We start from the raw sequence: 22,828 nt of genomic DNA on the forward strand, positions 1-22,828 counted from the left end.
CGAGCGGCAACCGCTCGATCCATATGCTGCCGCTGCTGCTAGCCGCAATCAGCCGCGCAGTGAGCGTTTCAGGGCTGTTAGGTTCTTTGCCCTTGTCCTGCCGCTGTCATCGGCGCTGGCGCCAAGCGCACAGAGGGTGAATTCCAGCAGGGAAACCAGCTGAAGCAGGCCCTGGCCGCCATTCTGCGCCTGCGGCATGGCAAGACAGAGATCGGTGCTTTCCGGCCCCCATTCATAAAAGCGTGTGGTGATCAGCAATGTCCTGTAACCGCTCTTGCGCGCCATTGCCGACAGGCGCTGCAGCGGCGACAGGCTGCCGCCGCAATCCATGATGACGAGCAGGGTGTGAGCGGGGTCGAAATCCCACAGGGCGACATAGGCCGCGCTGTCGCTGCCGAGATAATGGATGTGGCCCCGGCTCTCCAGAAGCCGCCCGTAAAAATGACGCCCGGCGTCGAGACCTTCCGGGGAGGTTGCCAGAAAGACATCGCCCGCCGTGGCGATCTCGTTCATGGCAAGCCGCCAGATCGACTGGGTCGTCATGTCGAAGGCGGTCTGGATGGCCTGGATCTGCTGGGACAGAAGCTGCGAAAACGGGTTGGACTGGCGTTCGCCGCCTTCTGCCGTTGCTGGCTCGTCCGCACCGGCGGTTTCTTCGGCATGGCGCAGATCGGCGCGGATGTCGCTGAATTGCCGGTATCCCAGCGAACGCAGGAAACGTCCGACCGTCATCGGGCTGAGACTGAGCTTGACAGCCAGTGTCTGCGCCGTCTCGAACGGTAATTCGTCCAGATGTTCGATCAGATATTTAGCGATCTTGCGCTCGGAAGGCGTCCCTGCCTTCATGGCGCGCGTAAGGTTCAACAGCAGCTTTTCCACCAACGCCTCATTCTTTTATCTTTATTGAACGATGATGCATGCGCGCGCGCAAACGAGCGTGCGAACCGCAATTTGACGGTGGGGGATAGCTTCTCCGGCCTTGTCCTCCACCGGACCGGAATGCGAATTATAATAGATAGATTATTATATTTTAGAGATACCTTTTATTCAAGAGAAATTCCATCTGCGGTTTAAATCCAGACATCTGGTGTCTTTTCGCCCGTCTTGCAGAGCGGACGGGCAACGCTTATCTCTCGCCTGATAAGAGTGTTTCAACGCTAAAGGCGTCGAGGAGTTCCGAATGATTTTTGATGCGGCGAGGCTTGCCTTTCACAATCTCTTTGCCGCCGAAACCCGGTCGGTGTTCTGGAAGGTTCTGGGGCTCACGCTTCTCGTGCTGGCGGCGCTCTGGTTCGCCATCCGCTCGATCTTCATTTATTTCGCCCTGCCGTGGGTGGATACGCTGATACCCGGCGTGCCTGATTGGGCGGGCTGGCTGAGCTTCGTTTTCGCCATTTTCGCCGGAATAGGCCTTGCACTGGCGCTCGCGCTGCTCATTTCGCCGGTCACCGCCGTCATTGCCGGCCTGTTTCTCGATGATGTCGCCGAAGTGGTTGAAAAAAAGAGCTATCCGAACGATCCGCCCGGCGAGGCGATGCCGATCGGCGAGGCCGTGCTGTCGTCCATCAAGTTTTTTGGTGTCGTCATTGCCGGCAACCTCGTCGCGCTGTTGCTGCTTCTGGTGCCGGGCGTCAACCTCATCGCGTTTTTCCTGGTGAACGGCTATCTGCTCGGCCGGGAATTCTTCGAATTTGCGGCGATGCGTTTCCGAACACCCCTGGAAGCTAGGCAGTTCCGCTCAAAGCACCGCGCTACCGTCTTCATGGCCGGGCTGGTGATCGCGGCCTTTCTGGCGGTGCCGTTCCTCAATCTGCTGACGCCGCTTTTTGCCGCCTCGATGATGGTGCATCTGCACAAGGCCGTCAGCCGGCGCGATCCCTCATTCGCCGCCGGCCGCACCGAACAGCTGCGCGGGTAATTCCACCAGCGGCGCCGGAATATCGAAGGTCTTTTCCGGCGACTTGCAGATATCGGCAATCACGCAGCGCTCGCATTCCGGCTTGCGCGCCTTGCAGCAATAACGCCCGTGCAGGATCAGCCAGTGATGGGCGTGGAACAGATATTGTTCGGGAATGATGCGGATCAGCCGGTCTTCAACCTCGTCAGGGGTTTTGCCCGGCGCAAGACAGAGCCGATTGGCAATGCGGAAGACGTGGGTATCCACCGCAAGGGTGGGCACGCCGAAAGCCATCGACATCACCACATTGGCGGTCTTGCGGCCGACGCCGGGCAGCGTCACCAGCTCTTCGCGGGTCTTCGGCACCTCACCGCCGAAATTGTCGATCAGCATCTGCGACAGGGCAATGACGTTTTTGGCCTTGTTGCGGTAAAGCCCGATGGTCTTGATATGGCCGATCAGCTGTTCCTCGCCGAGCGCCAGCATCTTTTCCGGCGTATCGGCCACCTTGAACAGTGCGCGCGTGGCGCGGTTCACGCCCACATCGGTCGCCTGTGCGGAAAGCGCCACGGCCACCAGCAGGGTGAAGGGATTGGTATGTTCCAGCTCGCCTTTCGGCTCCGGCCGCTGAATGGAAAAGCGGCGAAAGATTTCGGTCAGCTCATCCTTCGAATAGACCGTTTTCACCCGCGCCGGCTTGCGGACGGATGCCGGATTTGACTTTTTCAATGTTTGGGTGCTGGATCGTTTTTTGGCGACTGTCATGGACTATCTATAGCCAGCCCGCCCAAAGGAAAGCAACGTGGATACGCTCAACGACCAGCCGATTTTCGCGGCGGAACTCGTTCCGCACCGTTCGCTTGGCAGAAGGGGCTTCCGGCTGCTCCTGCTTGTCTCCGGTCTGGCCTGCCTTGTCTATGGCGGCTTCTTCCTCGCCACCGGGGCCTGGCCCGTCGGCCTGTTCTTCGGGCTGGATTTTCTGCTGCTTTATGTCGCCTTCCGCGCCAATTACCGGGCTGCGAAGGCGCGGGAAGAGGTCAGCGTCTCGCGCACCAGCCTGTCGATCCGCAAATTTTCTCCGGCCGGGCGTATGGTGGAGCATCGCTTCAATCCCTTCTGGGCGCGCTTCAGGGTCAGGCGGCATGACGAGATCGGCATCGTCTCCATGCATGTGACGGGTGAAGGCCGGGCGACCGATATCGGATCGTTTCTCAATCCCGATGACAGGGAAAGCTTTGCGAAGGCGTTTGGCGGTGCGCTGGCGACTGTGCGGCGGCGGATGTGAAACGAACATTCCTTGCGTATCGTGATACCGCGCAAGAAACGGGTGGAGACGAAGTCGCTTTAATGGTTTTCTCTTACCCGTTAGGAGATTTGCGATGAACGCCAATATTACGCTGAACGAGGACATTACCCCCATCGGATCGGACTACGACACGGTGCGCGGGGTTATCGAGCTTTTGACGCTGGATTATCGCGAGCAGCCCTCCCTCGAAGCCATCGCCGCAGAGCTCGGCCAGTCGCCGACGCAATTGCAGAAGACCTTCACCCGCTGGGCCGGTCTTTCGCCCAAGGCATTCCTGCAGGCCGTGACGCTCGATCATGCCAAGAGGCTGTTGCGTGAAGAGGATCTGCCGCTGCTGGAAACCTCGATCGAGGTCGGCATGTCGGGGCCAGGACGCCTGCACGATCTGTTCGTCACCCATGAGGCCATGTCACCCGGTGAATGGAAGGCCAAGGGCGGCGGGCTGACGATCCGTTACGGTTTCCACACCTCGCCCTTCGGCCTTGCGCTGGTCATGGTGACCGATCGTGGCCTTGCCGGTTGCGCCTTTGCCGATCCGGGCGAGGAAAGAGCCTGTTTCGAAGATATGGCCGGCCGCTGGCCGAATGCTGACTATGTCGAGGATCGCGAAGCGACCGCGCCTTATGCCGCGCGTATCTTCGATCCGTCCATGTGGTCGGCGGACAGGCCGCTGCGCGTCGTGCTGCTCGGCACGGATTTTCAGGTGCGGGTCTGGGAAAGTCTTCTCAAAATCCCGATGGGCCGCGCCGTCACCTATTCGCACATCGCCTGCGATATCGGCCAGCCCACGGCTTCCCGCGCCGTGGGTGCAGCAGTCGGCGCCAATCCGGTGTCCTTCGTCGTTCCCTGCCACCGTGCCGTCGGCAAAAGCGGGGCGCTGACGGGTTATCACTGGGGCCTGACCCGCAAGCGGGCGATGCTCGGCTGGGAAACGGGGAAGGTGTGAGTTTGGTCGACCGTTTGAGCCCCGCAACAAAACGCACTAAAGAAGATGCGTTGCCGGAGAGTTCGTTACTGCAGAAGAGATCGGCGTTGTTTTGAGCAAATATGCCAAGGCATGAAATGCCCGGAGTTCTCGCGTATCGTCATCCTCGGCCCTGTGCCGAGGATCTAATCACGTAGAATAAAATCAATCGGTTGCAGATCCTCGAGACAAGCCCGAGGATGACGGTGGAGGTTGGATGACTGCCCGCGAATGGCCCGACGAGGCTTAAACCAATTCCATCAACGCCCGGGCCGCTGCTTCGTCCGTTATCAGCGTATTGCACCCGATGCGCTTGATCGTGGAGCGGATGGCGATGGCGCGGTGGGCGCCGCCGGAGGCCAGCACGATGTGTTTGGCCTTGCGCAGCGTATCGAGATCGATGGCCATGGCGCGCTGATTGATCGGGTGATCGACGGAGCGGCCTTCCGCATCGATGAAGTTGAACATGGTGTCGCAGACGCAGCCGGCGTCGATGAGTTCCTGCAGCGTCGCCTTGGAAATGAAACCCTCCGACAGCGAGGTCGAATGCGGGCCGATATCGCCGCAGGAGACGATAGCGAGGTCGAGCGTTTCGGCCAGATCATAAAGCGTCGCCAGCCCGCATTTTTCGATCAGCGCCCGTTTGGTCTCGACGGAATCCACCAAAAGCGGCGCGAGGAACATGTAACATTCCGCCCCGAGCGCGCTTGCCAGCCGCCAGGTGTAATCGAGCGGGTTGGTCTGGTGCACGGCGACGATACCGCCGAGCAGCGAGACGACCTTGCAGTTTTCCCGGCGCGGCGGGCGGAAGCTGGAAAGCGAAGCGGTCATGGTGCGGCCCCAGCCGACGCCGATGGTGGCGCCGTTCGGCACCGCTTCGGAGAGAAATTGCCCGAGCGCCAGACCCACGGCCTTGGCCGTGCCCTCGACGCTTGCTTTATCGGGGGAGGGAATGATGACGGCCTCATCCAGCCCGTAAGCCGCCTCCAGCCGGCCGGCCAGTTCAACGAAATCCTCGATGCCCTCGTTGATCCAGATCTGCACCTCGGAGCGCTTCATCGCCTCGTCCAGAAGGCGGATGACGGTGGAGCGGCTAATGCCGAGCTTCTCGGCGACGTCTTTCTGCGTCATGCCCTGATTATAATAAAGCCATGCGGCGCGCAGCCTCAGCGAAGCCGCTTCCGAATAGGCCGTATGGGTTTCTCTTCTCAGTTTCGCCACGGTTTCCGCCATTCTTTATGTCGGCGGAGTATCGCAGGCGTGAAACTTATGTCAATTGCGATGCGCAAATGTCTTGACTTTGGGCCGTGCCGCTTGCGATAGTCGGAGCCGGACAAACCGCGATTTCGGCCTTGGGCGCACCCATGGTGCGGGAACGAAAAGACGGGTGAGCAAGTTTTCAAGAGATCATGAAGGATCATTCGATATGACGTCCAAACTCGAACAACTTCGCGCCATCACCACGGTTGTTGCCGACACCGGCGATATCGAGGCGGTTGCGCGCCTGAAGCCGGTGGATTGCACCACCAATCCCACCATCGTTCTGAAAGCACTCGGCACGCCTGCCTTTGCGGATGCGGTGAAGGAAGCCGTCGCATGGGGCAAGAAGCAGGGCGGCCAGTCCGACGCCGTTGTTGCCGCCGTTGCCGATCGTCTGGCCATTTCTGTCGGTGCGGCGCTTGCCGGCCTCGTTCCGGGCCGCGTTTCGACCGAAGTCGATGCCGACCTTTCCTTCGATACGGAAGCCTCCATCACCAAGGCGCGCCACATCATCGCGGCCTACAAGGAGCGCGGCATCGAGCGTGAACGCATCCTCATCAAGCTTGCCTCCACTTGGGAAGGCATCAAGGCTGCCGAAGTGCTGCAGTCCGAAGGCATTGACTGCAATCTGACGCTCCTGTTCTCGCAGGCCCAGGCGATTGCCTGCGCCGAAGCCAAGGTGTTCCTCATCTCGCCCTTCGTTGGCCGTATCCTTGACTGGTACAAGAAGTCGACCGGCGAGAACTACACCGCCGAGACCGATCCGGGTGTCGTCTCGGTGCGCAGCATCTACAACTATTACAAGGCCAATGGCATCAGCACCGTCGTCATGGGTGCGTCCTTCCGCAATGTCGGCGAAATCGAAGCGCTGGCCGGTTGCGACCGCCTGACGATCAGCCCGGCGCTGCTGGAAGAGCTGGACAAGGACAGCGGCAAGCTGGAGCGCAAGCTTTCGGCTGACAACGTCAAGGCAGAGCCGCTGCAGTCGCTCGACGAGAAGGCATTCCGCTGGGCGCTCAACGAAGACGCGATGGCCACGGAAAAGCTCTCGGAAGGCATCCGTTTGTTCGCCAAGGATCTGGTGACGCTGCGCGAGATGGTCCGCAAGGAGCTGACGCTGGCTGCGGCCTGATACAAAAAAGGGGGAACCATCCACGTTCCCCCGACGTTTAAGAGATATAATCTCCAGTCACTCAAAACGCGATCGGGTCCCTGCCGGTCGCGTTTTTTTGTGCGTTTCAGGAATTTCCGTTTCCGGTCGCCACTTCGGAAATCCGCTTTGCCGCCTCGCGGATCAGTGCTTCGCAGGCCTCACGTGTCGGCGCCTTGCCGCCAAGCGGTGTGATATAGGGGCAGGTGATAACGGCGAGCGCCGTGCCATCGAGCGTCAGCACCGGCGCGGAAATATTGCGCACGCCGGCGGTCTGAAGGCTGTCCATGGATTCGAAACCGTTTTTGCGCACCTCCGCCAGCCGCTCGGCGAGGGAGGGCGGCACGGTTTCGCCGCTGCCGCGCACCTGCTCGGTTATCATGATCTCACGTTGCGCCTCGGTCTGGAAGGCCAAGAGCACATGGCCGGAGCCGGTGTGGAACAGACTCATCTGCGCGCCGACCCGCATGGACATGGCCCAATAGGTGGCGGATTCCTGCTGGGCGATGACGACGACGCTGCCGCGGTCATAAACGGCCAGATGACAGGCCTGCTCAGCGCTGGCCGAAAAATCGCGCATGACAGGTGCGGCAAAAGAGACCAGCCGGCGTATCGGTGCATGGAAATGCGCCAGCCCGAACATCTTCAGCGTCAGCGAAAACCGGTCGCCGTCAAGTCGCTGCACGTAGCCGCGGCGCACCAGCCGGTCCAGCATGCGATAAAGCTCGTTCGGGCTTTTACCGATAGACTTGGCGATCTCAATCTGCGTCAGCCCGCCATCGGTGCGGGCCAGAAGCTCGAGAATGTCGAGACCCTTGTCGAGGGCGGGAGCGCGATATCTTTCGCTGTCGTCGTCGGTCATCTGGCCTCGATGTGTTTTCTATGAGTGCCCGGTGGAGGCGCCATAAAATATGGTTGCCCGATACCCGACATCCGCGCAAGTTTGCTTGACGCCATATGAATACCGCGTTTACATATGAATTGTCGATCCATATTTGAGATCATCGAAATTCAGCGGTCCGGTCCCCGAAGGGCGGGCGCGCCTTAGCGGGAGGCTATTCATGGTGCAGGATTTTAACGGCCGGACAGTGGTGATCACCGCCGCCGGTCAGGGTATCGGCCGGGCGACGGCGGAGCGGTTCATCTCGCTCGGCGCGCGCGTCATCGCCACTGATATCAACGAGCAGGCGCTTTCCACGCTCAAGGGCGCGGAAACCCGGGTTCTGAACGTGCTTGATGGCGATGGCGTCAAGGATTTCGCTGCCGATATCGGCCATGCGGATGTGCTGTTCAACTGCGCCGGCTTCGTTCATTCCGGCACCATTCTGGACTGCGAAGAGAAGGACTGGGATTTCTCCTTCGATCTCAACGCCAAGGCCATGTATCGCACCTGCCGCGCCTTCCTGCCCGGCATGCTGGAAAAGGGCAAGGGCGCGATCGTCAACATGTCCTCGGTTGCATCAAGCGTGAAGGGCGTGCCGAATCGTTTCGCCTATACCGCCTCGAAAGCTGCCGTGGTGGGCCTGACAAAGGCGATTGCCGCTGACTTCGTCACCAAGGGCATCCGCTGCAACGCCATCTGCCCCGGCACGGTCGACAGCCCGTCCTTGCATGACCGACTGCGCGCCACCGGCAACTACGAACAGGCGCTGGCCGATTTCATCGCCCGCCAGCCGATGGGCCGTATCGCCACGCCGGAAGAAATCGCCGCGCTCGTCACCTATCTTGCTTCGGATGAAGCGGGCTTCACCACCGGCCAGATCCATGTGATCGACGGCGGTTGGACAGGCTGAATTCCATTACGGGAGAGAGGAGAGGCGACCGGCGTAAAACCCGGTCGCCTTTTTCATTCAGACGACGGCGCTTCCGGCCATCAGTGCAAGCACGAGGAAGACCAGGAAGATCACCACGGCGATGAAGAACAGGATTCGGGCCACGCCCGCCGCAGCTGCCGAAATGCCGGTAAAGCCGAACACGCCTGCGATCAAAGAAATGACAAAGAAAATAAGAGCCCACTTCAGCATGGTGCTTCCCCTTTTGCATAATTTTCCCGAGCCAGCCGCCCCGCGACTGGCTCAGTAAAATGACGCGCAAAAGGGGAAAATGTTCCACACGCCCGCAAAAATCGTTGTTTTAGAAGCCTGTTTCCCCCGCCGCGTCGATCCGCCGGGCCTTCCAGGTGGTGCGGATGAAGGTGGCAACGAAAGCAAGGCTCATGAACATGACGATGGTGGGGGCCGGCGCACTGTCGATCAGGAAGCTCAGCCATATGCCCGAAAGCGATGAGGCGACCGCTACCGTAATCGCCACCAGCAGCATGGCGGAGAAACGCCGGGTCAGCAGGAAGGCGATAGCGCCCGGCGCCACCAGCATGGCGACCGAGAGGATGATGCCCACCGCCTTCAGCGCGCCAACCACGGTCAGCGACAAAACCATCAGCAGACCGTAATGCAGGATACGCACCGGCAGGCCGATGGCTTTGGCGTGCTGCGCATCGAAGGCGTTGACCAGCAGGTCCTTGCGCAGGATGCCGAGGAACAGCGTGGCGAAAAGCGCGATCAGGCCCGTCTCCAGCATGTCTGAGGGCGTAATGCCCAGCATGTCGCCGAAGAGGATGTGATCGAGATGCACGTCGCTCTGCACCTTCACATAAAGCACCAGCCCCAGCCCGAACATGCCGGAAAAGACGATGCCGAGCACCGTGTCTTCCTTGATGCGGCTGTTTTCCTTGATGAAACCGGTGCCGAGCGCACAGATCATGCCGGCGATGAACGCACCGATGGACAGCGGGATGCCGACAATATAGGCCACCACCACGCCGGGCAGCACGGCGTGGGAAACCGCATCGCCCATCAGCGACCAGCCCTTCAGCACCAGAAAACAGGACAGCATCGCCATCGGCACCGCGATCATCAGCGTGATCACGAAAGCATATTGCATGAAGGGCAGCTGAAACGGCAGGATGGCGAGTTCGAGATAGTCGCTCATGGCGTTTCCTCCAGCGCCTTGCGGGCCTTGGCCCTGGAAGCGAGAAGCCCGTGTTTGGGCGCAAAAACGAAGGCGGCAAGGAAGATTGCCGTCTGCAGCACGACGATGACGCCGCCGGTCGCACCATCGAGGAAATAGCTGAGGTAAGCACCGACGAAGCTGGTGGCCGCGCCGATGATCAGGCTCATCAGGATCAGTCGCTCGAAACGGTCGGTCAAGAGATAGGCGGTGGCGCCCGGCGTCACCACCATGGCAACGACGAGGAAGGCCCCGACCGTCTGAAGGGCGGCAACCGTGGAGGCGGCCAGCAGGGTGAAGAAGATCACCTTCAGCACTTCCGGTTTCAGCCCCACGGTGCGGGCGTGGTTCTCATCGAAGAACACCACCATGAAGTCACGCCATTTCAGCGCCAGCACGATGAGGCTGATACCGCCGATCAGCGCCAGCTGGATCGTGTCTTCGGTGGTGATCGCGAGAATATTGCCGAGCACGATGGTCTGGATATTCACCGAGGTGGGCGAGAGCGACACCATGAACAGCCCGAGCCCGAAAAACGAGGTAAAGATCAGCCCGATGATCGCGTCTTCCTTCAGTCGCGTCTTCTGGTTCAGGAACAGCATGGAGCCGGCCGCAAGCCCGCCGGAAAGGAACGCACCGAGCGAAAAGGGCAGGCCCAGCATATAGGCGCCCGCAACGCCGGGAACGATGGCATGGGAAAGAGCATCGCCGATCAGCGACCAGCCCTTCAGCATCAGATAGGCCGAGAGGAAACCGCAGACGCCGCCTACCAGCGCGCTGACCCAGATGGCGTTCAGCATATAACCATAGGTGAAGGGCTCAAGAAGGCTGTTTATCATCGACTTTTTCTTTCGGAGCCTCAGGATCGTGCCCGTTCTGGCCGTTCTTGCCGTAGATCACAAAGGGCCGCTCATCATCGGTAATGACCTTCACCCGCCGCGGATCGGCGTCGTTATGCAGGTCGGCCCCGCCAAGCACGAAGTGGCGAAGGCTGCCGCCAAAGGCCTTTTGCAGGTTCTCCTCGTTGAAGGTATCCGCCGTCTTGCCCGATGCCAGAACCGTGCCCTTGACGAAGACGGCGCGGTCACAGAATTCCGGCACGCTGCCGAGATTATGGGTGGAGACCAGCATGACCCGGCCCTCGTCTCGCAGCGCCTTCAGAAGCGTGACGATCTGCTCTTCCGTTGTCACATCGACACCGGTAAAAGGCTCGTCCAGCAGGATCACCTGACCCTCCTGCGCCAGCGCGCGGGCCAGAAACACCCGCTTCTTCTGCCCGCCCGAGAGCTCACCGATCTGGCGCTTGCGATAATCGAGCATGTTGACGCGTTTCAGCGCCTCTTCCACCATCTGGTGGTCGCTTTTCGAGGGGATGCGCAGGAAATTCATATGGCCATAACGGCCCATCATCACCACATCCTCCACCAGCACCGGAAAACTCCAGTCCACCTCCTCGGCCTGCGGCACGTAGGCGACAAGGTTTTTCCTGAGCGCTTCCTTCACCGGCAGGTCGAAGATAGAGACGGAACCGGCGGCCAAAGGCACGAAACCCATGATCGCCTTGAAAATCGTGGACTTGCCGGCGCCATTGACGCCGACAAGTGCAGTGATCGTTCCGCGGGGGATGGAAAAGCTGGCATTTCTTAATGCGGTGTGGCCGTTTCGATAGGTCACTGTCGCATTTTGAACCGTCAGGCCGCCGCCTGATTTTTTACTGCCCATTCTCATGAAGACAGCCCCTTGGCGATGGTTTCGCTCGTCACGCGCAGGAGGTCGAGATAGGTCGGAACCGGACCATCGGCTTCGCTCAGCGAATCCACATAAAGAATGCCGCCATAGGCCGCACCGGTTTCCTTGGCCACCTGCTGGGCGGGATCGGCGGAAACCGTGCTTTCGCTGAAGATGACGTTGATATTGTGCTCGCGCATGGCGTCGATCACGCCGCGAACCTGCTGCGGTGTGCCCTGGCTGTCGGCATTGACCGGCCACAGGAACAGTTCCTTCAGGCCGAAATCACGGGCGAGATAAGAAAAAGCGCCTTCGCTCGTTACCAACCAGCGCTTGTTTTCAGGCAGGACGGAAAGCGTGTCGCGGATCGGCTGCACGGTGGCCTTGATCTTGTCCGAATAGACCTTGGCATTGGCGGCATAGACATCGGCATGGGCAGGGTCGATATCCGTCAGGCCCTTGCGGATATTTTCCACGTAGATCAAGGCGTTATCAGGGGACATCCAGGCGTGCGGATTGGGTTTTCCTTGGTACGCACCGCCGCTGATCGCCATGGGTTTCACGCCCTCGCTCACCGTCACGCTCGGCACGCCGGAAAGGTTGACCAGGAACTTCTCGAACCACAATTCCAGATTGAGGCCGTTGCGAAGCACCAGATCGGCCTTGCGGGCTTTGAGAATATCGCGCGGCGTCGGCTGGTAATTGTGAATTTCCGCACCCGGCTTGGTGATGCTTTCCACCTCGGCCGCATCGCCCGCCACGTTGCGCGCCATATCCGCGATGATGGTGAAGGTCGTCACGACAACAGGTTTTTCCTGGGCAAGGGCCGCACCGGGGAGAAAAAGCGAGAGGGCGAAAACTGCATGCCGGATTTTTTGAAAGTTCACGGGGCTCACCAGATTTTGTTGCGATTAATTCGCAATACCATCTGTTATAAAATCACCCTTGTCAACGCTATTGCAAATCATTCGCAAATTAGTGGATTTCAAGAATGTCTGAAAATGGTGCGTTTTTGCCGGCGACGCGCCAGTGGGATTAAACTTTTTTCAATGAGAAAGCGGCACTATCGCAGGGCTCGGACAGCGTGGTCCGTAGCTTGTCCCGCGTGTGTTCCTCATCCATCGAGCCACGTTTTGGGATGAGGGCGTAAGACGGGGTACTTGATGTCAGGATGTTGCGGGTGAAAGCTGTATTCGGACGAATGCGGTTTTCGCGCAAGCTCGTTATGATTGGAGGCGGGATCCTGCTTTTGGCGGGTGCGACCGGTTCTGCTGCCGTATTCATCGGCAGCGATCGGCTGCTTGGTCCATCCTACGCTTCCACCAACGGGCTCTCCTGCGACGCGGTCCAGACAGTCAACATTCGCAAGAACGGTTCTTTATGGGTCCGCAAATTCATTCGTACCCAGGGCGGTGATGGTACCGAGCGGCTGAAGACCGCGCTTCGCGTCGCCAGGGCGGTTTACGACAAGCAGAAACCCGATCTGGTTCAGGTCTCCGTGCTCGACAAGAACGGTCCGCAGCTGCGCTCGGAAATGCGCGGCCGCGCCATTGCCGCACAGGTGGTTTTCATTCCGGACCTCGCCAAAATCCCTGAGGGTGCGGAGGCGCGGCGTTATTCGGCTTTTTATTACGATGGCGTGGCAAACGGCGCCGGGCAATTTTACGGGCTGCGCATCGATTTGCCGCTGGAAGATACCGAAGCGCTGGCGGCAAGCCTCAGCGATTCAGCAGATTGTGCGACCCCGGCTCTGGATGCCGGCTCTGAAGGCCACGACGCAAAACCCGCAAAGAGCGCGACGGGCCACGGCGAAACCAAGGATGATGGCGCAGGCGGCCACGGCGGCGCGCCGGCGGAAACCAAGGAAGGCGGCGCCGGTGCGGAAACCCATGGCGAAACCCCGTCTCCCGAAGCGCATGGCGAACCCACCACCGATGAACTTCTGACCTCGACACCGGAAGCCGATGGCGGCAGCATCTTCAGCCTGTCCTACCTGAAATCGCTGATCTTCGGAAAAGGCTCGACGACCGCACAGGCGGCGGAAGAGAAGCCGGCGACCGAAAATGCGCCTGCGGAAGAACCGGGTGCGGAGAAGAAGGCCGGAAGTCACTAAGGGGGCGAGGGCGGTTCTCGGAGAAACCTTCCGGCGACCTTGCCCCCGGTGCGTCAGATATCGGGTCCGATCCGCAGACGGCCAGCCGGATTTGGAAATTTCTTGCGCTTGTTGACGATTGCCGGAGAGAAACTCTGCGACAGGGCGGCAAAGGCGGCAATTCGGGCGATCAGCTTTTCCCGTTCACCCTTCGTCACGGCTTCGTAGCTTTTGATCTCGTCAATGTAACCCGTCAGCCATTCTTCATATTTGCCTTCGCTCCACAGGCGCCCAGTCGCAAACACCGCGTCTTCCAGCCGGTCATAGGCAACAAGCGTCCGTCGCCAGCGATGCTCGTCGAAATCCAGCGCGCCATTTGCAAAAAGCGATCCGACCTCGAGGCCGTAGCTCATCAGTTTTGCCGAGCGTTCCGGCGGCATGGTGAGGTTTAGCCCGCCTTCCTCCTCATTGAGGAAAACGCGGGCAATGCGCCCCCTTTGGCCGGGCATGGTGGCAAGGGATTGATCCTGCCAGTCCTTCGCCGAACTGAGGATGCTGCCCAGGAAGCCGCTCATTTTTTCCATCTTGTGAACGGGCACGCCTATCCCTTCGCCGGCCGCCTGCGGGATAGTGACGCGCTTCTTGCTGCCGGCGATGGATTTCGGCAATTCATCAAGGCTGAGGGCGAAAGTCGGACGCGACGGAAGCAGGGCGTCGAAAAGATGAATTGGAAAGTTGCTGCTGATGCCGCCATCGGAGAACCAGATTTTCGCCTTCATGACGGGCCGAGCGTCGCCGCTGATGCGTCGCACTATATCCAGCGTGCCGCGATCATTGGTATAGGCCGGAATGGCCTTGAACAGGACCGGGAAACTCAGGCTCATGCGCGTTGCGATGATGACGGGCAGCTGGGCGGGCTCCGGAAAGGCCTTGAGTTCGGGAAAGGGGCCGCCCGGTGTCGCGATCTGCTTTAGCCAGTCCATCACGCCAGCGGGGAACAGCTGGCTCCATTCCTTCGGGTCGTAAGCCACCATGAGATTCGTGGTCGGAAGCGTGTGCGGCCGCCGCATCGACAGGTTCGTCGTGACCATCTTCAGGTTTATGACCGGCTTCTCCGGCTCCGCGCCAATGAGATCGCCGAAGGTCAGCGGCGGCGCTGTCGCAGCGTCGCTGCCGAAAGCAATGTCCTGGATCGAGGCATGCAGCCATTCCGTCAGGCCCGGAACCTCCCGATCGGAAACCGTCAGTCCTGAACAGAAGCCGAAGCCGTCCTTCGGCAACCGATGAAAAACCAGCCACAGGATCTGGCCAAGGATGCCGGCCAGCATGCCCACCAACCCGCCGAGAATGGACCCGGCGCAACCGCCACCCAGAGCCCACAAGATGCCGGCGCCGATGACAATGCCTGCTATGGCTGCCAGCGGAAAAGCCATGGGCAAGCCCAAAACCTTGCCCGGCCAGCCACCGGCCTGCGCCCACAGCAGATAACGCATCAGGGGGCGAAAACGGCGCTCCGGCTGGAAAAGCCTGTCCAGAATAGTGGGTATCGTGTCGCAATGGGCCTGCAGGCGGGTGAACCCGTCAGGATCTTTCCTGACTGTGCGGGAATATTCCGCCGCAGCCGCGAAAGCGGCGGCAATCGCCCCGGCCGATGTGCCGCCAATCGAGCGGAAACGGTATCGGCGCGCCAGTTCCAGAACCGCATAGGGATAAACGACACCGGAGGTGATGCCGCCCTTCATCACCACGTCGCATTCCTTTTCAGGTGTTGCGAACATATCGGGCTGGTATCTGGGAAGCTCATTCTCGGGCATGCGTATCTCCCCCGGCGGCCCTTGATCGAAAGCCGTCAAACACAATGCGAATGATGCGGAATGGGTATCACAAGTTGAGGCGATGTCGCCAGTATATTCTACTAAAAGTTATATGAATTTATTCGATCCGCTCACAGATGGCCGGATAGTTACTTGCCGTGTCTATGTATGGAGAGGAAAACCGACAGGCAAACGGAGCGAAATCTCGCCACACACTCCGGCGTCATCCTCGGGCCTGTCCCGAGGATCTGCAACGGATTGACTTTATTGGACGTGATTAGGTCCTCGGCACAGGCCCGAGGATGACGCTGAAAAAATACGTCCCCTTCGCCACCAGCGAGACAATCGGGGAGCGGCAGGCGGCCGCGAGGCCGCCCCCGGGTTTCGTCCGATCAGTCCGCCTTGTTGCGGCGGGCCGGGAAGAGGATGACGTCGCGGATCGACGGAGCGTTGGTCAAGAGCATGATCAGGCGATCGACGCCGATACCCAGACCACCGGCGGGCGGCATGCCCTGGTCGATGGCGTCGAGGAACTCGTCGTCCAGCTGCTTGTCCTTTTCGCCGCGGGCATGCGCCTGCTCCAGCTGCTCCACCATGCGGCGGCGCTGTTCTTCCGGATCGTTGAGTTCGGAGAAGGCGTTGCCCACTTCCCAGGCATTGCAATAGCTTTCGAAACGCTCCACGAGGCGCGGTTCGCCCGGCACTTCCTTGGCGAAGGGCGAGATGTCCTTCGGGAAATGCGTGACGTGGCTCGGCTGGATCAGCGTGCCTTCCACCTTCTCCTCGAAGATGAAGGCAAGGCATTCGCCCCAGGTCCAGTCCTTCTCGACGGCAAAACCGGCGGCCTTGGCGGCGGCGCGGGCTTCTTCGTCGGTCTTGATGGCGAGGAAGTCGATACCGGTCGCTTCCTTTACCGCGTCAGGCATAGGCACGCGCTTGAACGGACCCTTGAAGGAAATCGTCTGGCCCTGGAATTCAACCTCGGTCGTGCCGTGCAGGGCAATCGCCAGCGTCTCGAACAGCCGCTCCACGAGACCCATGATGTCTTCGTAGTCGGCATAGGCCCAATAGCACTCCATCATGGTGAATTCAGGATTGTGCCTTGTGGAAACGCCTTCATTGCGGAAGTTGCGGTTGATTTCAAAGACCTTGTCGGAAAGGCCGGATACCAGCGTGCGCTTCAGGAACAGTTCCGGCGCGATGCGCAGATACATGTCCATCTTCAGCGTGTTGTGGAAGGTCTTGAACGGATCGGCCGTCGCACCGCCATAAACTGTCTGCAGCATCGGCGTTTCCACTTCGAGGAAGCCTTCGGCCTCCATGAAGCGACGGATGCCGGACAGGATCTTCGAGCGCTGCAGGAAGCGCAGCTTGGAGTCCTCGTTCGCCAGAATATCGAGATGGCGCTTGCGGTAACGCAGCTCAATATCGGAGACACCGTGCCATTTTTCCGGCATCGGCAGCAGCGACTTGGTGAGCATGGTGATTTCTTCGGCGTTGATCGTCAGCTCGCCGCGCTTGGTGCGGCGCACCTTGCCGGTCACGCCGATGATGTCGCCGATGTCGATCATCGGCAGCAGATTGCGCGCCACTTCCGGCGTCGTATCCTTGTGGGAGAAGATCTGCACCTTGCCGGAGGCGTCATGGATATCCATGAACATGCCGGAATTGCGCGAGGAATAAACGCGGCCCGCCACCGTCACCGTGTCGCCGGTTTCGACGTCGGCTTCGATATCGGCATATTTTTCCGCCAGCTCCGCATTGGTCAGCGTGCGGTGGAAATGCGCCGGATAAACGTCGCCGATCTGCTCGCGCAGCAGCGCAAGTTTCTGGCGGCGCACTTCTGTCGCGTCGGAGGAAAGGGCGGTGGTTTCGGTTGTCTTGTCGTTCATTGTTCTTCGCCTTTAGCGGGCTTTGCTTGTTACGGTTACCCATCCCACTCTGGGTTTACCCCCCTCTGTCCTGCCGGACATCTCCCCCTCAAGGGGGGAGATCGACAAGCGGCGTACACCTTGCCCATGGAACGGGCGGGTGCGCCATCTGATCTCCCCCCTTGAGGGGGAGATGCCCGGCAGGGCGGAGGGGGTGCCCCGAGCAGAGGGGTATATTTCAGAATGCTGCCGTTACCCGGCAGCATTAAACTATCAGCTTCCGCTGCCAACCATCGTGGCCACGACAGCAATCGCCATCTTCAGCCGCTGGCGCACCACGGAGCGGCCGAGCAGCGCCATGCTATCGAACAGCGGCAGCGAGCGCGAGGAACCGGACACGGCAACGAAGAGCGGCGGCGTGACGATGCGCAGCTTCTTGCCGGTGCGTTCGGCAATGTCGCGCAGCTCGGCCTCGATCGCTTCCACGTTCCAGTCCGGCATTTTTTCAAGGTCGGTGGCAACCGTGGTGAGGATCTCGTGGATTTCCTCCGGTTTGCTTTTGAGACCGGCAAACGACGCGGGCGTGAGGCCAACGTCGCTTGAAAGCAGGAAGCCTGCAAGGTTGGGCAATTCGCCGAGCTTGGAAATACGGCTCTGCGCAAGCTTCAGGCCTTCGGTCAGGCGTGCATTCTCCATCGCCCATTCCAGCGTGCGGGCAATGAATTCTTCCGGTGTGAGCTTCTCGCGCAGCCAGCGGCCGTTCAGCCAGTCCAGCTTCTGGATATCGAAGATGGCGCCGGCCTTGGACAACGCTTCCGGGTCGAACTTCGCCGCCAGTTCTTCCATGGTCAAAAGCTCTTCGCCTTCAGCGATCTGGATGAAGAACAGGCCGAGGAAGTTCATCAGCGCTTCCGGCAGGTAGCCGAGAGCGGAGTAATAGGAGATCGAGGTCGGGTTCTTGCGCTTGGAGAGCTTCGACTTGTCGGCGTTGCGCATCAGCGAAAGATGCATGAACACCGGCTGTTCCCAGCCGAAATAACGGTAAAGCAGGATGTGCTTCGGCACGGATGCCAGCCATTCCTCGCCGCGCGCCACATGAGTGATCTTCATCAGATGGTCATCGATGACATTTGCCATGTGATAGGTCGGCATGCCGTCGGCCTTGATCAGCACCTGCATGTCAACCGAATCCCAGGGGATCGAGACATCGCCGTAAACGCCGTCATGGAAATCGCACGAACCTTCGGTCGGGATCTTCATGCGCACGACGTTGGCTTCGCCGGCGGCGACGCGGGCGGTCACTTCCTCGGCCTTCAGGTGGAGGCAAAGGCCGTCATATTTCGGCGGCTTGCCGGCCGCGCGCTGGGCCTCGCGCATCTGCTCCAGCCGCTCGGGCGTGCAGAAACAGCGGAAGGCATGGCCTTTTTCCAGCAGCTCTTCAGCATAGGGCCAGTACATCGGCTTGCGCTCGGACTGGCGATAGGGACCGTAAGGACCGCCGACGTCAGGGCCTTCCGACCAGGTGAGGCCGGTCCAGCGCAGCGCCTCGAGCACCTTCTGCTCATATTCCAGCGTCGAGCGGGTGGCGTCGGTATCCTCGATGCGCAGGATGAACTCGCCGCCATGTTTCTTGGCGAAGAGGTAATTGAACAGCGCGATGTAAGCGGTGCCGACATGGGGCTCGCCGGTGGGGGAAGGTGCAATGCGGACGCGAACGCCGGAAGTGGTCATGAAATTCACTCGTCGTGACGTGGCAGTGACATGGGGGCGAAGTCGCCCTTATATCACGGAGTTTTCGTTTGAATGCGGCAGGAAATCATGCGGAAAGGCGCGTGTCACGCGCGCTTTTGCACATTCCCGTTCGGCATCGGCTTAGGCCATATTATGCCGCAGGCGTCAAGGAAATAAGGATATTTACCGTCTTGCCTCAACGCATTGCTGCGATGCAAGGATGCCGCGCTTTTCCCCGAAAAGTTTCAGGAAACCGGCCAGACGTAAAGCAGCATCGGAATGCTGGCGATGACGATCATGATCGACAGCGGCAGGCCGAGGCGCGGGTAGTCGCTGAAGCGGTAACCGCCGGGGCCCATCACCAGCGTGTTGCACTGGTGGCCGATGGGCGTGAGAAAATCGCAGCCCGCGCCGATCGCCACCGCCATCAGGAAGGCTTCCGGCCTGAAGCCGAGTGTGGTGGCGAAACCTGCGGCGATGGGGGCCATGACCAGCACGGTTGCGGCATTGTTGAGAAAGGGCGTGACCGCCATGGCGGTGAGCAGGATCATGCCGAGCGCCGCAAACGGCGGCAATCCCTGTGCGGCATGGCCGAGCCAGGCGGCGATCAGTTCGCTCGCCCCGCTGGTGCGCAGACTGTCGCTGACGGGAATGAGGGCGGCGAGCATGACGAGGATCGGCCCGTCGATGGATTTATAGACCTCTGTGAGCGGGATCGCGCCGACGAGGATCATCAGGAAGGCGGCGGCGAAGAATGCGACTGAGACCGGCACCAGTCCGCTGCCGGCGGCGATCATGGCGGCGGCGAGCACGATGACGGGTAGCAGCGCGCGGCGCTGCACTCCAAGCAGGATTTCCCGCTGCGCCAGTGGCAAGAGCGAAAATTCCTGCAGGACCTGCGGCAGGTTCTTGCGGCTGCCCTGCAAGAGAATGACGTCCCCCGCCTGCAATGTCAGCTCGGAGAGCCGCTGGCTGACGCGCTGGCCGCGGCGGTTGACGGCGATCAGATTGACGCCGCGCGTATAGGAGAGCGAAAGCTCGCGCGCCGAAATGCCGCTCAGCACCGATTCATTGCTGATGACCGCTTCCATGGAAATGAGATCGACGGTCTTCTGGCCGTTCTCCATCAGCGGCTTGCCTGACAGCAGCAGCTTTGCTTGCGAGACGATGCGGTCAAGCCCTTCCGGGCTACCTTCGAGAAGCACGGTGTCCCCGGCCTTGAGCTTCACATCGGGGAAGGGGGAGATGCGTCTCGGCCCGCGCAGGATGGTGCTGGCGATGACGTCGCCATCGGCCTGTTTGAGCAATTCGCGCAGCGGCTTGTCCGCATAGGTGCTGTCGGCGGGCAGCGTCGCTTCGGCGGTATAGGCCGACTGGTCGAGAATATCCTCCACCGATGCCTGCTGGCGGTTGCGGACCGGCAGAAGGCGATAACCGAAAGTCAGGAAGATGATGCCGATGACTGTCAGTCCCGCGCCGACGGGGGTGAAGTCGAACATCGAAAAGCTCTGCCCGGTCATCTCCTCGCGCAGCCGCGAGATGACGATGTTGGGCGAGGTGCCGATCTGCGTCATCAGCCCGCCCAGAAGTGCGGCAAAGGCCATGGGCATCAGATAATAGGAAACGGGGCTGCCGGATTTGCGGGCAAACTGGAAAGCGACCGGCATCATGATGGCGAGCGCGCCGATATTCTTGATGAAGGCCGACATGACGGCGACGACGATCATCAGGAAGGCAAGCTGCAGGCTCTTGGAGTGCATTTCGGGAAAATATTTCTTGATCGTCATATCCACGATGCCGGAGCGCGCCACGGCCGAACTGACGATCAGCGCGCTGCCGACGATGATGACGATATCATCCGAAAAACCGGAGAAAGCCTTCTCGAAAGGCACAACCCCCACCGCCACCGCCACCAGCAATGCGCTGCAGGCGACGACATCGTAACGCAGCCTGTCCCAGATGAACGCGACCATCATGCCGGCGATCACGGTGAAGGCGAGGATCTGGTCGGTTGTCATGCTGCCTGTTTGCTTTCGAAGGAGAAAAACGCGCCGTCGCCGGGCGTAAGGCGAGGATGCATTGAAACGCAAGCCGCGGCTTTGAGGTTCCGGACGGAAATAAAGAGTCCGATTGGTGGAAGCCTGCTTCGCGCAGAAGGCTTTGGATGGCCGCCTATCGGCCTAAAGCTTTCCGTCATCCTCGGCCTTGAGCCGAGGATGACGTGGAGTATGAGGAGCGGTCCTTCCTCAATCCGAGACCCGTCTGCAAACGGGCCTCGGAAAATCAGGGAAACGTTACGGCAACGTCAATGCACGTTGCCGGCGGCCTCCGCCTTCTTTCGACGCCGCGCGTTGCGGGCCAGCATATTGAGCAGTTCCACCAGCGCCGAAAACGCCATGGCGGCATAAACGTAGCCCTTCGGAACATGGAAGCCCATGCCTTCGGCAATCAGTGTCGTGCCGATCATCATCAGGAAGGCGAGCGCCAGCATGACGATGGTGGGGTTGCGCTCGATGAAGTTGGCAAGCGGCGTTGCGGCCAAAAGCATGACGGTGACGGCGACGATGACAGCGACGATCATGATCGGCAGATGCGGCGTCATGCCAACGGCAGTGATGATGCTGTCCACCGAGAAGACGAGGTCGAGCAGCAGGATCTGGCCGATGGCGGCGCCGAAATTCATGCCTACAGGGCCGCCGACCATGTCTTCCTTGTGGTCTTCCGGGTCGACATTGTGGTGGATTTCCTTGGTGGCCTTCCACATCAGGAAAAGACCGCCGGCGATGAGGATCATGTCCTTCCATGAGAAGGCGTGGCCGAAGAGCTCGAAGACCGGCGTGGTGAGCTGCACGATCCACGCGACGGTGCCGAGCAGGCCAAGCCGCATGACGAGCGCAAGACCGATGCCGATCTTGCGGGCTTTTTCGCGCTGTTCAGGCGGCAGCTTGTTGGTGAGGATCGAGATGAAGATCAGGTTGTCGATACCAAGCACGACCTCCATGACGATCAGGGTGACGAGCGCCACCCAGGCGGCGGGGTCGGACAGAAGAGGGAGAACGGACTCCATCAGGGAATTTTTCCTTTCAGCAACAAGGTCACCCGAAACATTCGGTGGGTGGAATTTATAGCGCAATACGCGAGAAACAAGGAGACCGCCCCTGTGATGGGCAAGATTTCATCGAAATTTCGCGCAAACCGCGCATCGGGCACTGTCCCGTTGCCGGTCCGGTCGCCCGTTGCTGAATGATTTCAGGCCTTGTCGGTTCCGTAAGCCGCCATAAACACATTGACGGCGCTGCCGATTATCCGGTCCAGTTCCTCTTCGGGAACTGGACCTTCGAGTTCCCCGAACAGGCGCAGTTTGAAGAAGGTGCCGGTGGAAAGCTCGATATATTGCCGGGCGGCCAACTCGGGGTCATCCACCTTCAGATGGCCGATCTTGACCTGATGCTCGATGAAATCCAGGAGCACCGTGCGCACATTGTTCGGCGCAGAGAGGAAAAAACGCTGCGCCAGCTTCGGCATACGATCGATGACACCGATCACCGAGCGCATGGCGGGGATCATGTCGGAACAGATCATCTTGTTGGCAAAAGCCTTGCCGAACTGTTCCAGCCCCTCGCGTACCTCCTCGGTGCCCTCAAGAATATGGCGCATGGAGGTGGCGAATTCGTTGCGGTGATGGTCGACGAGCGCAACGAACAAATCTTCCTTGTTGGAGAAGTAGACATAGATCGTGCCCTTGGAAACGCCCGCTTCCCGGGTGATGTCGTTCATGCTGGCCGCATCGAAGCCCTTGCGCTTGAACACGCGCCAGGCGCCGGCCAGAATCTGGTCGCGTTTGGCCGGGTCTTCGCCCGCCGCAAAACGCCCAGCGGTATTGCCCGGACAGCCCGTTTCCGTCTCCATATCCCTGTCTTCACCTGCCATCACTGCCGCCTCTTAGCATCGTAATGACGTAAAAAAATTAACCGAACGTCGAACCAATCGGTTCGATGACACTTGATAT

Annotated in this window: 21 protein-coding genes; 6 read left to right on the forward strand and 15 right to left on the reverse strand. The window is 60.0% G+C overall.

Annotated elements, in window-relative coordinates:
• Positions 1 to 48: 48 nt before the first annotated feature.
• Positions 49 to 882, reverse strand: a complete 834-nt coding sequence (locus tag MRBLRC7O_RS21420; protein ID WP_031233768.1) for a MurR/RpiR family transcriptional regulator — start codon at positions 880 to 882, stop codon at positions 49 to 51.
• A gap of 298 nt (positions 883 to 1,180) precedes the next feature.
• Here MRBLRC7O_RS21420 and MRBLRC7O_RS21425 point away from each other — a divergent pair, with 298 nt between their 5' ends.
• The gene (locus MRBLRC7O_RS21425; protein WP_020809871.1) at positions 1,181 to 1,918 is read left to right on the forward strand and encodes a sulfate transporter family protein; all 738 of its coding nucleotides are present in this window, start codon (positions 1,181 to 1,183) and stop codon (positions 1,916 to 1,918) included.
• Here the strand turns inward: MRBLRC7O_RS21425 and nth are convergent.
• Positions 1,880 to 2,662 (reverse strand): endonuclease III, encoded by a 783-nt coding sequence (nth, locus tag MRBLRC7O_RS21430; RefSeq protein ID WP_080864545.1) that lies wholly within the window; start codon positions 2,660 to 2,662, stop codon positions 1,880 to 1,882. The two genes, MRBLRC7O_RS21425 and nth, sit on opposite strands and share 39 nt — an antisense overlap.
• A gap of 37 nt (positions 2,663 to 2,699) precedes the next feature.
• Here nth and MRBLRC7O_RS21435 point away from each other — a divergent pair, with 37 nt between their 5' ends.
• On the forward strand, positions 2,700 to 3,182 hold the full coding sequence (locus tag MRBLRC7O_RS21435; RefSeq protein WP_060724565.1) for a DUF2244 domain-containing protein: 483 nt from the start codon (positions 2,700 to 2,702) through the stop codon (positions 3,180 to 3,182).
• A gap of 94 nt (positions 3,183 to 3,276) precedes the next feature.
• The gene (locus MRBLRC7O_RS21440) at positions 3,277 to 4,149 is read left to right on the forward strand and encodes a methylated-DNA--[protein]-cysteine S-methyltransferase (RefSeq protein WP_003505411.1); all 873 of its coding nucleotides are present in this window, start codon (positions 3,277 to 3,279) and stop codon (positions 4,147 to 4,149) included.
• A gap of 264 nt (positions 4,150 to 4,413) precedes the next feature.
• On the opposite strand, the gene MRBLRC7O_RS21445 is transcribed toward MRBLRC7O_RS21440, so the two are convergent.
• Positions 4,414 to 5,388: a sugar-binding transcriptional regulator gene (locus tag MRBLRC7O_RS21445; protein ID WP_367727613.1), complete on the reverse strand. Its 975-nt coding sequence runs from the start codon at positions 5,386 to 5,388 to the stop codon at positions 4,414 to 4,416.
• 205 nt (positions 5,389 to 5,593) lie between these two features.
• On the opposite strand from MRBLRC7O_RS21445, the gene tal reads away from it, so the two are divergent.
• Complete coding sequence (tal, locus tag MRBLRC7O_RS21450) at positions 5,594 to 6,559, forward strand: transaldolase (protein ID WP_003505415.1); 966 nt, start codon at positions 5,594 to 5,596, stop codon at positions 6,557 to 6,559.
• 106 nt (positions 6,560 to 6,665) lie between these two features.
• Here the strand turns inward: tal and MRBLRC7O_RS21455 are convergent, their stop codons facing one another.
• Positions 6,666 to 7,439, reverse strand: coding sequence for an IclR family transcriptional regulator (locus MRBLRC7O_RS21455; RefSeq protein ID WP_087746748.1), 774 nt, complete (start codon positions 7,437 to 7,439; stop codon positions 6,666 to 6,668).
• Positions 7,440 to 7,638: 199 nt separating this feature from the next.
• Between MRBLRC7O_RS21455 and MRBLRC7O_RS21460 the strand changes: the two genes are divergently transcribed.
• The gene (locus MRBLRC7O_RS21460; RefSeq protein WP_003499083.1) at positions 7,639 to 8,370 is read left to right on the forward strand and encodes an SDR family oxidoreductase; all 732 of its coding nucleotides are present in this window, start codon (positions 7,639 to 7,641) and stop codon (positions 8,368 to 8,370) included.
• A gap of 57 nt (positions 8,371 to 8,427) precedes the next feature.
• Here MRBLRC7O_RS21460 and MRBLRC7O_RS21465 read toward each other — a convergent pair whose 3' ends face one another.
• From MRBLRC7O_RS21465 to MRBLRC7O_RS21485, 5 genes are all read right to left on the reverse strand, one after another.
• Positions 8,428 to 8,601: a DUF1328 domain-containing protein gene (locus MRBLRC7O_RS21465; RefSeq protein WP_003499086.1), complete on the reverse strand. Its 174-nt coding sequence runs from the start codon at positions 8,599 to 8,601 to the stop codon at positions 8,428 to 8,430.
• A 109-nt stretch (positions 8,602 to 8,710) separates the two neighbouring features.
• Positions 8,711 to 9,565 (reverse strand): metal ABC transporter permease, encoded by an 855-nt coding sequence (locus tag MRBLRC7O_RS21470; protein ID WP_112489091.1) that lies wholly within the window; start codon positions 9,563 to 9,565, stop codon positions 8,711 to 8,713.
• Positions 9,562 to 10,422: a metal ABC transporter permease gene (locus MRBLRC7O_RS21475; RefSeq protein ID WP_003505419.1), complete on the reverse strand. Its 861-nt coding sequence runs from the start codon at positions 10,420 to 10,422 to the stop codon at positions 9,562 to 9,564. The genes MRBLRC7O_RS21470 and MRBLRC7O_RS21475 overlap by 4 nt, the downstream gene beginning before the upstream one ends.
• Positions 10,403 to 11,311, reverse strand: coding sequence for a manganese/iron ABC transporter ATP-binding protein (locus MRBLRC7O_RS21480; RefSeq protein ID WP_162696742.1), 909 nt, complete (start codon positions 11,309 to 11,311; stop codon positions 10,403 to 10,405). The genes MRBLRC7O_RS21475 and MRBLRC7O_RS21480 overlap by 20 nt, the downstream gene beginning before the upstream one ends.
• On the reverse strand, positions 11,308 to 12,198 hold the full coding sequence (locus MRBLRC7O_RS21485; protein ID WP_162696743.1) for a metal ABC transporter substrate-binding protein: 891 nt from the start codon (positions 12,196 to 12,198) through the stop codon (positions 11,308 to 11,310). Before MRBLRC7O_RS21485 ends, MRBLRC7O_RS21480 begins: the two co-directional genes overlap by 4 nt.
• A 314-nt stretch (positions 12,199 to 12,512) precedes the next feature.
• On the opposite strand from MRBLRC7O_RS21485, the gene MRBLRC7O_RS21490 reads away from it, so the two are divergent.
• Positions 12,513 to 13,424, forward strand: coding sequence for a hypothetical protein (locus MRBLRC7O_RS21490; RefSeq protein WP_162696747.1), 912 nt, complete (start codon positions 12,513 to 12,515; stop codon positions 13,422 to 13,424).
• A gap of 53 nt (positions 13,425 to 13,477) precedes the next feature.
• On the opposite strand, the gene MRBLRC7O_RS21495 is transcribed toward MRBLRC7O_RS21490, so the two are convergent.
• From MRBLRC7O_RS21495 to MRBLRC7O_RS21520, 6 genes are all read right to left on the reverse strand, one after another.
• Positions 13,478 to 15,181 carry a patatin-like phospholipase family protein gene (locus tag MRBLRC7O_RS21495; protein ID WP_409338806.1) on the reverse strand — a complete coding sequence of 568 codons (1,704 nt, stop codon included), beginning with the start codon at positions 15,179 to 15,181 and terminating at the stop codon, positions 13,478 to 13,480.
• A 428-nt stretch (positions 15,182 to 15,609) separates the two neighbouring features.
• Positions 15,610 to 17,109: a lysine--tRNA ligase gene (gene lysS, locus MRBLRC7O_RS21500; RefSeq protein ID WP_112495428.1), complete on the reverse strand. Its 1,500-nt coding sequence runs from the start codon at positions 17,107 to 17,109 to the stop codon at positions 15,610 to 15,612.
• Between the two features lie 252 nt (positions 17,110 to 17,361).
• Positions 17,362 to 18,819 (reverse strand): glutamate--tRNA ligase, encoded by a 1,458-nt coding sequence (gene gltX, locus MRBLRC7O_RS21505; protein ID WP_080865049.1) that lies wholly within the window; start codon positions 18,817 to 18,819, stop codon positions 17,362 to 17,364.
• A gap of 245 nt (positions 18,820 to 19,064) precedes the next feature.
• Positions 19,065 to 20,837, reverse strand: coding sequence for an SLC13 family permease (locus MRBLRC7O_RS21510; protein ID WP_099087096.1), 1,773 nt, complete (start codon positions 20,835 to 20,837; stop codon positions 19,065 to 19,067).
• Positions 20,838 to 21,124: 287 nt separating this feature from the next.
• Complete coding sequence (locus MRBLRC7O_RS21515) at positions 21,125 to 21,886, reverse strand: TerC family protein (RefSeq protein ID WP_112495459.1); 762 nt, start codon at positions 21,884 to 21,886, stop codon at positions 21,125 to 21,127.
• Positions 21,887 to 22,068: 182 nt separating this feature from the next.
• A complete protein-coding gene (locus MRBLRC7O_RS21520; protein ID WP_111834945.1) occupies positions 22,069 to 22,749 on the reverse strand; it encodes a TetR/AcrR family transcriptional regulator in 681 nt (226 codons plus the stop codon).
• Positions 22,750 to 22,828: the final 79 nt, after the last annotated feature.

Origin of the sequence: Agrobacterium radiobacter, from assembly GCF_040801995.1 — a bacterium.
Lineage (GTDB): Bacteria > Pseudomonadota > Alphaproteobacteria > Rhizobiales > Rhizobiaceae > Agrobacterium > Agrobacterium radiobacter.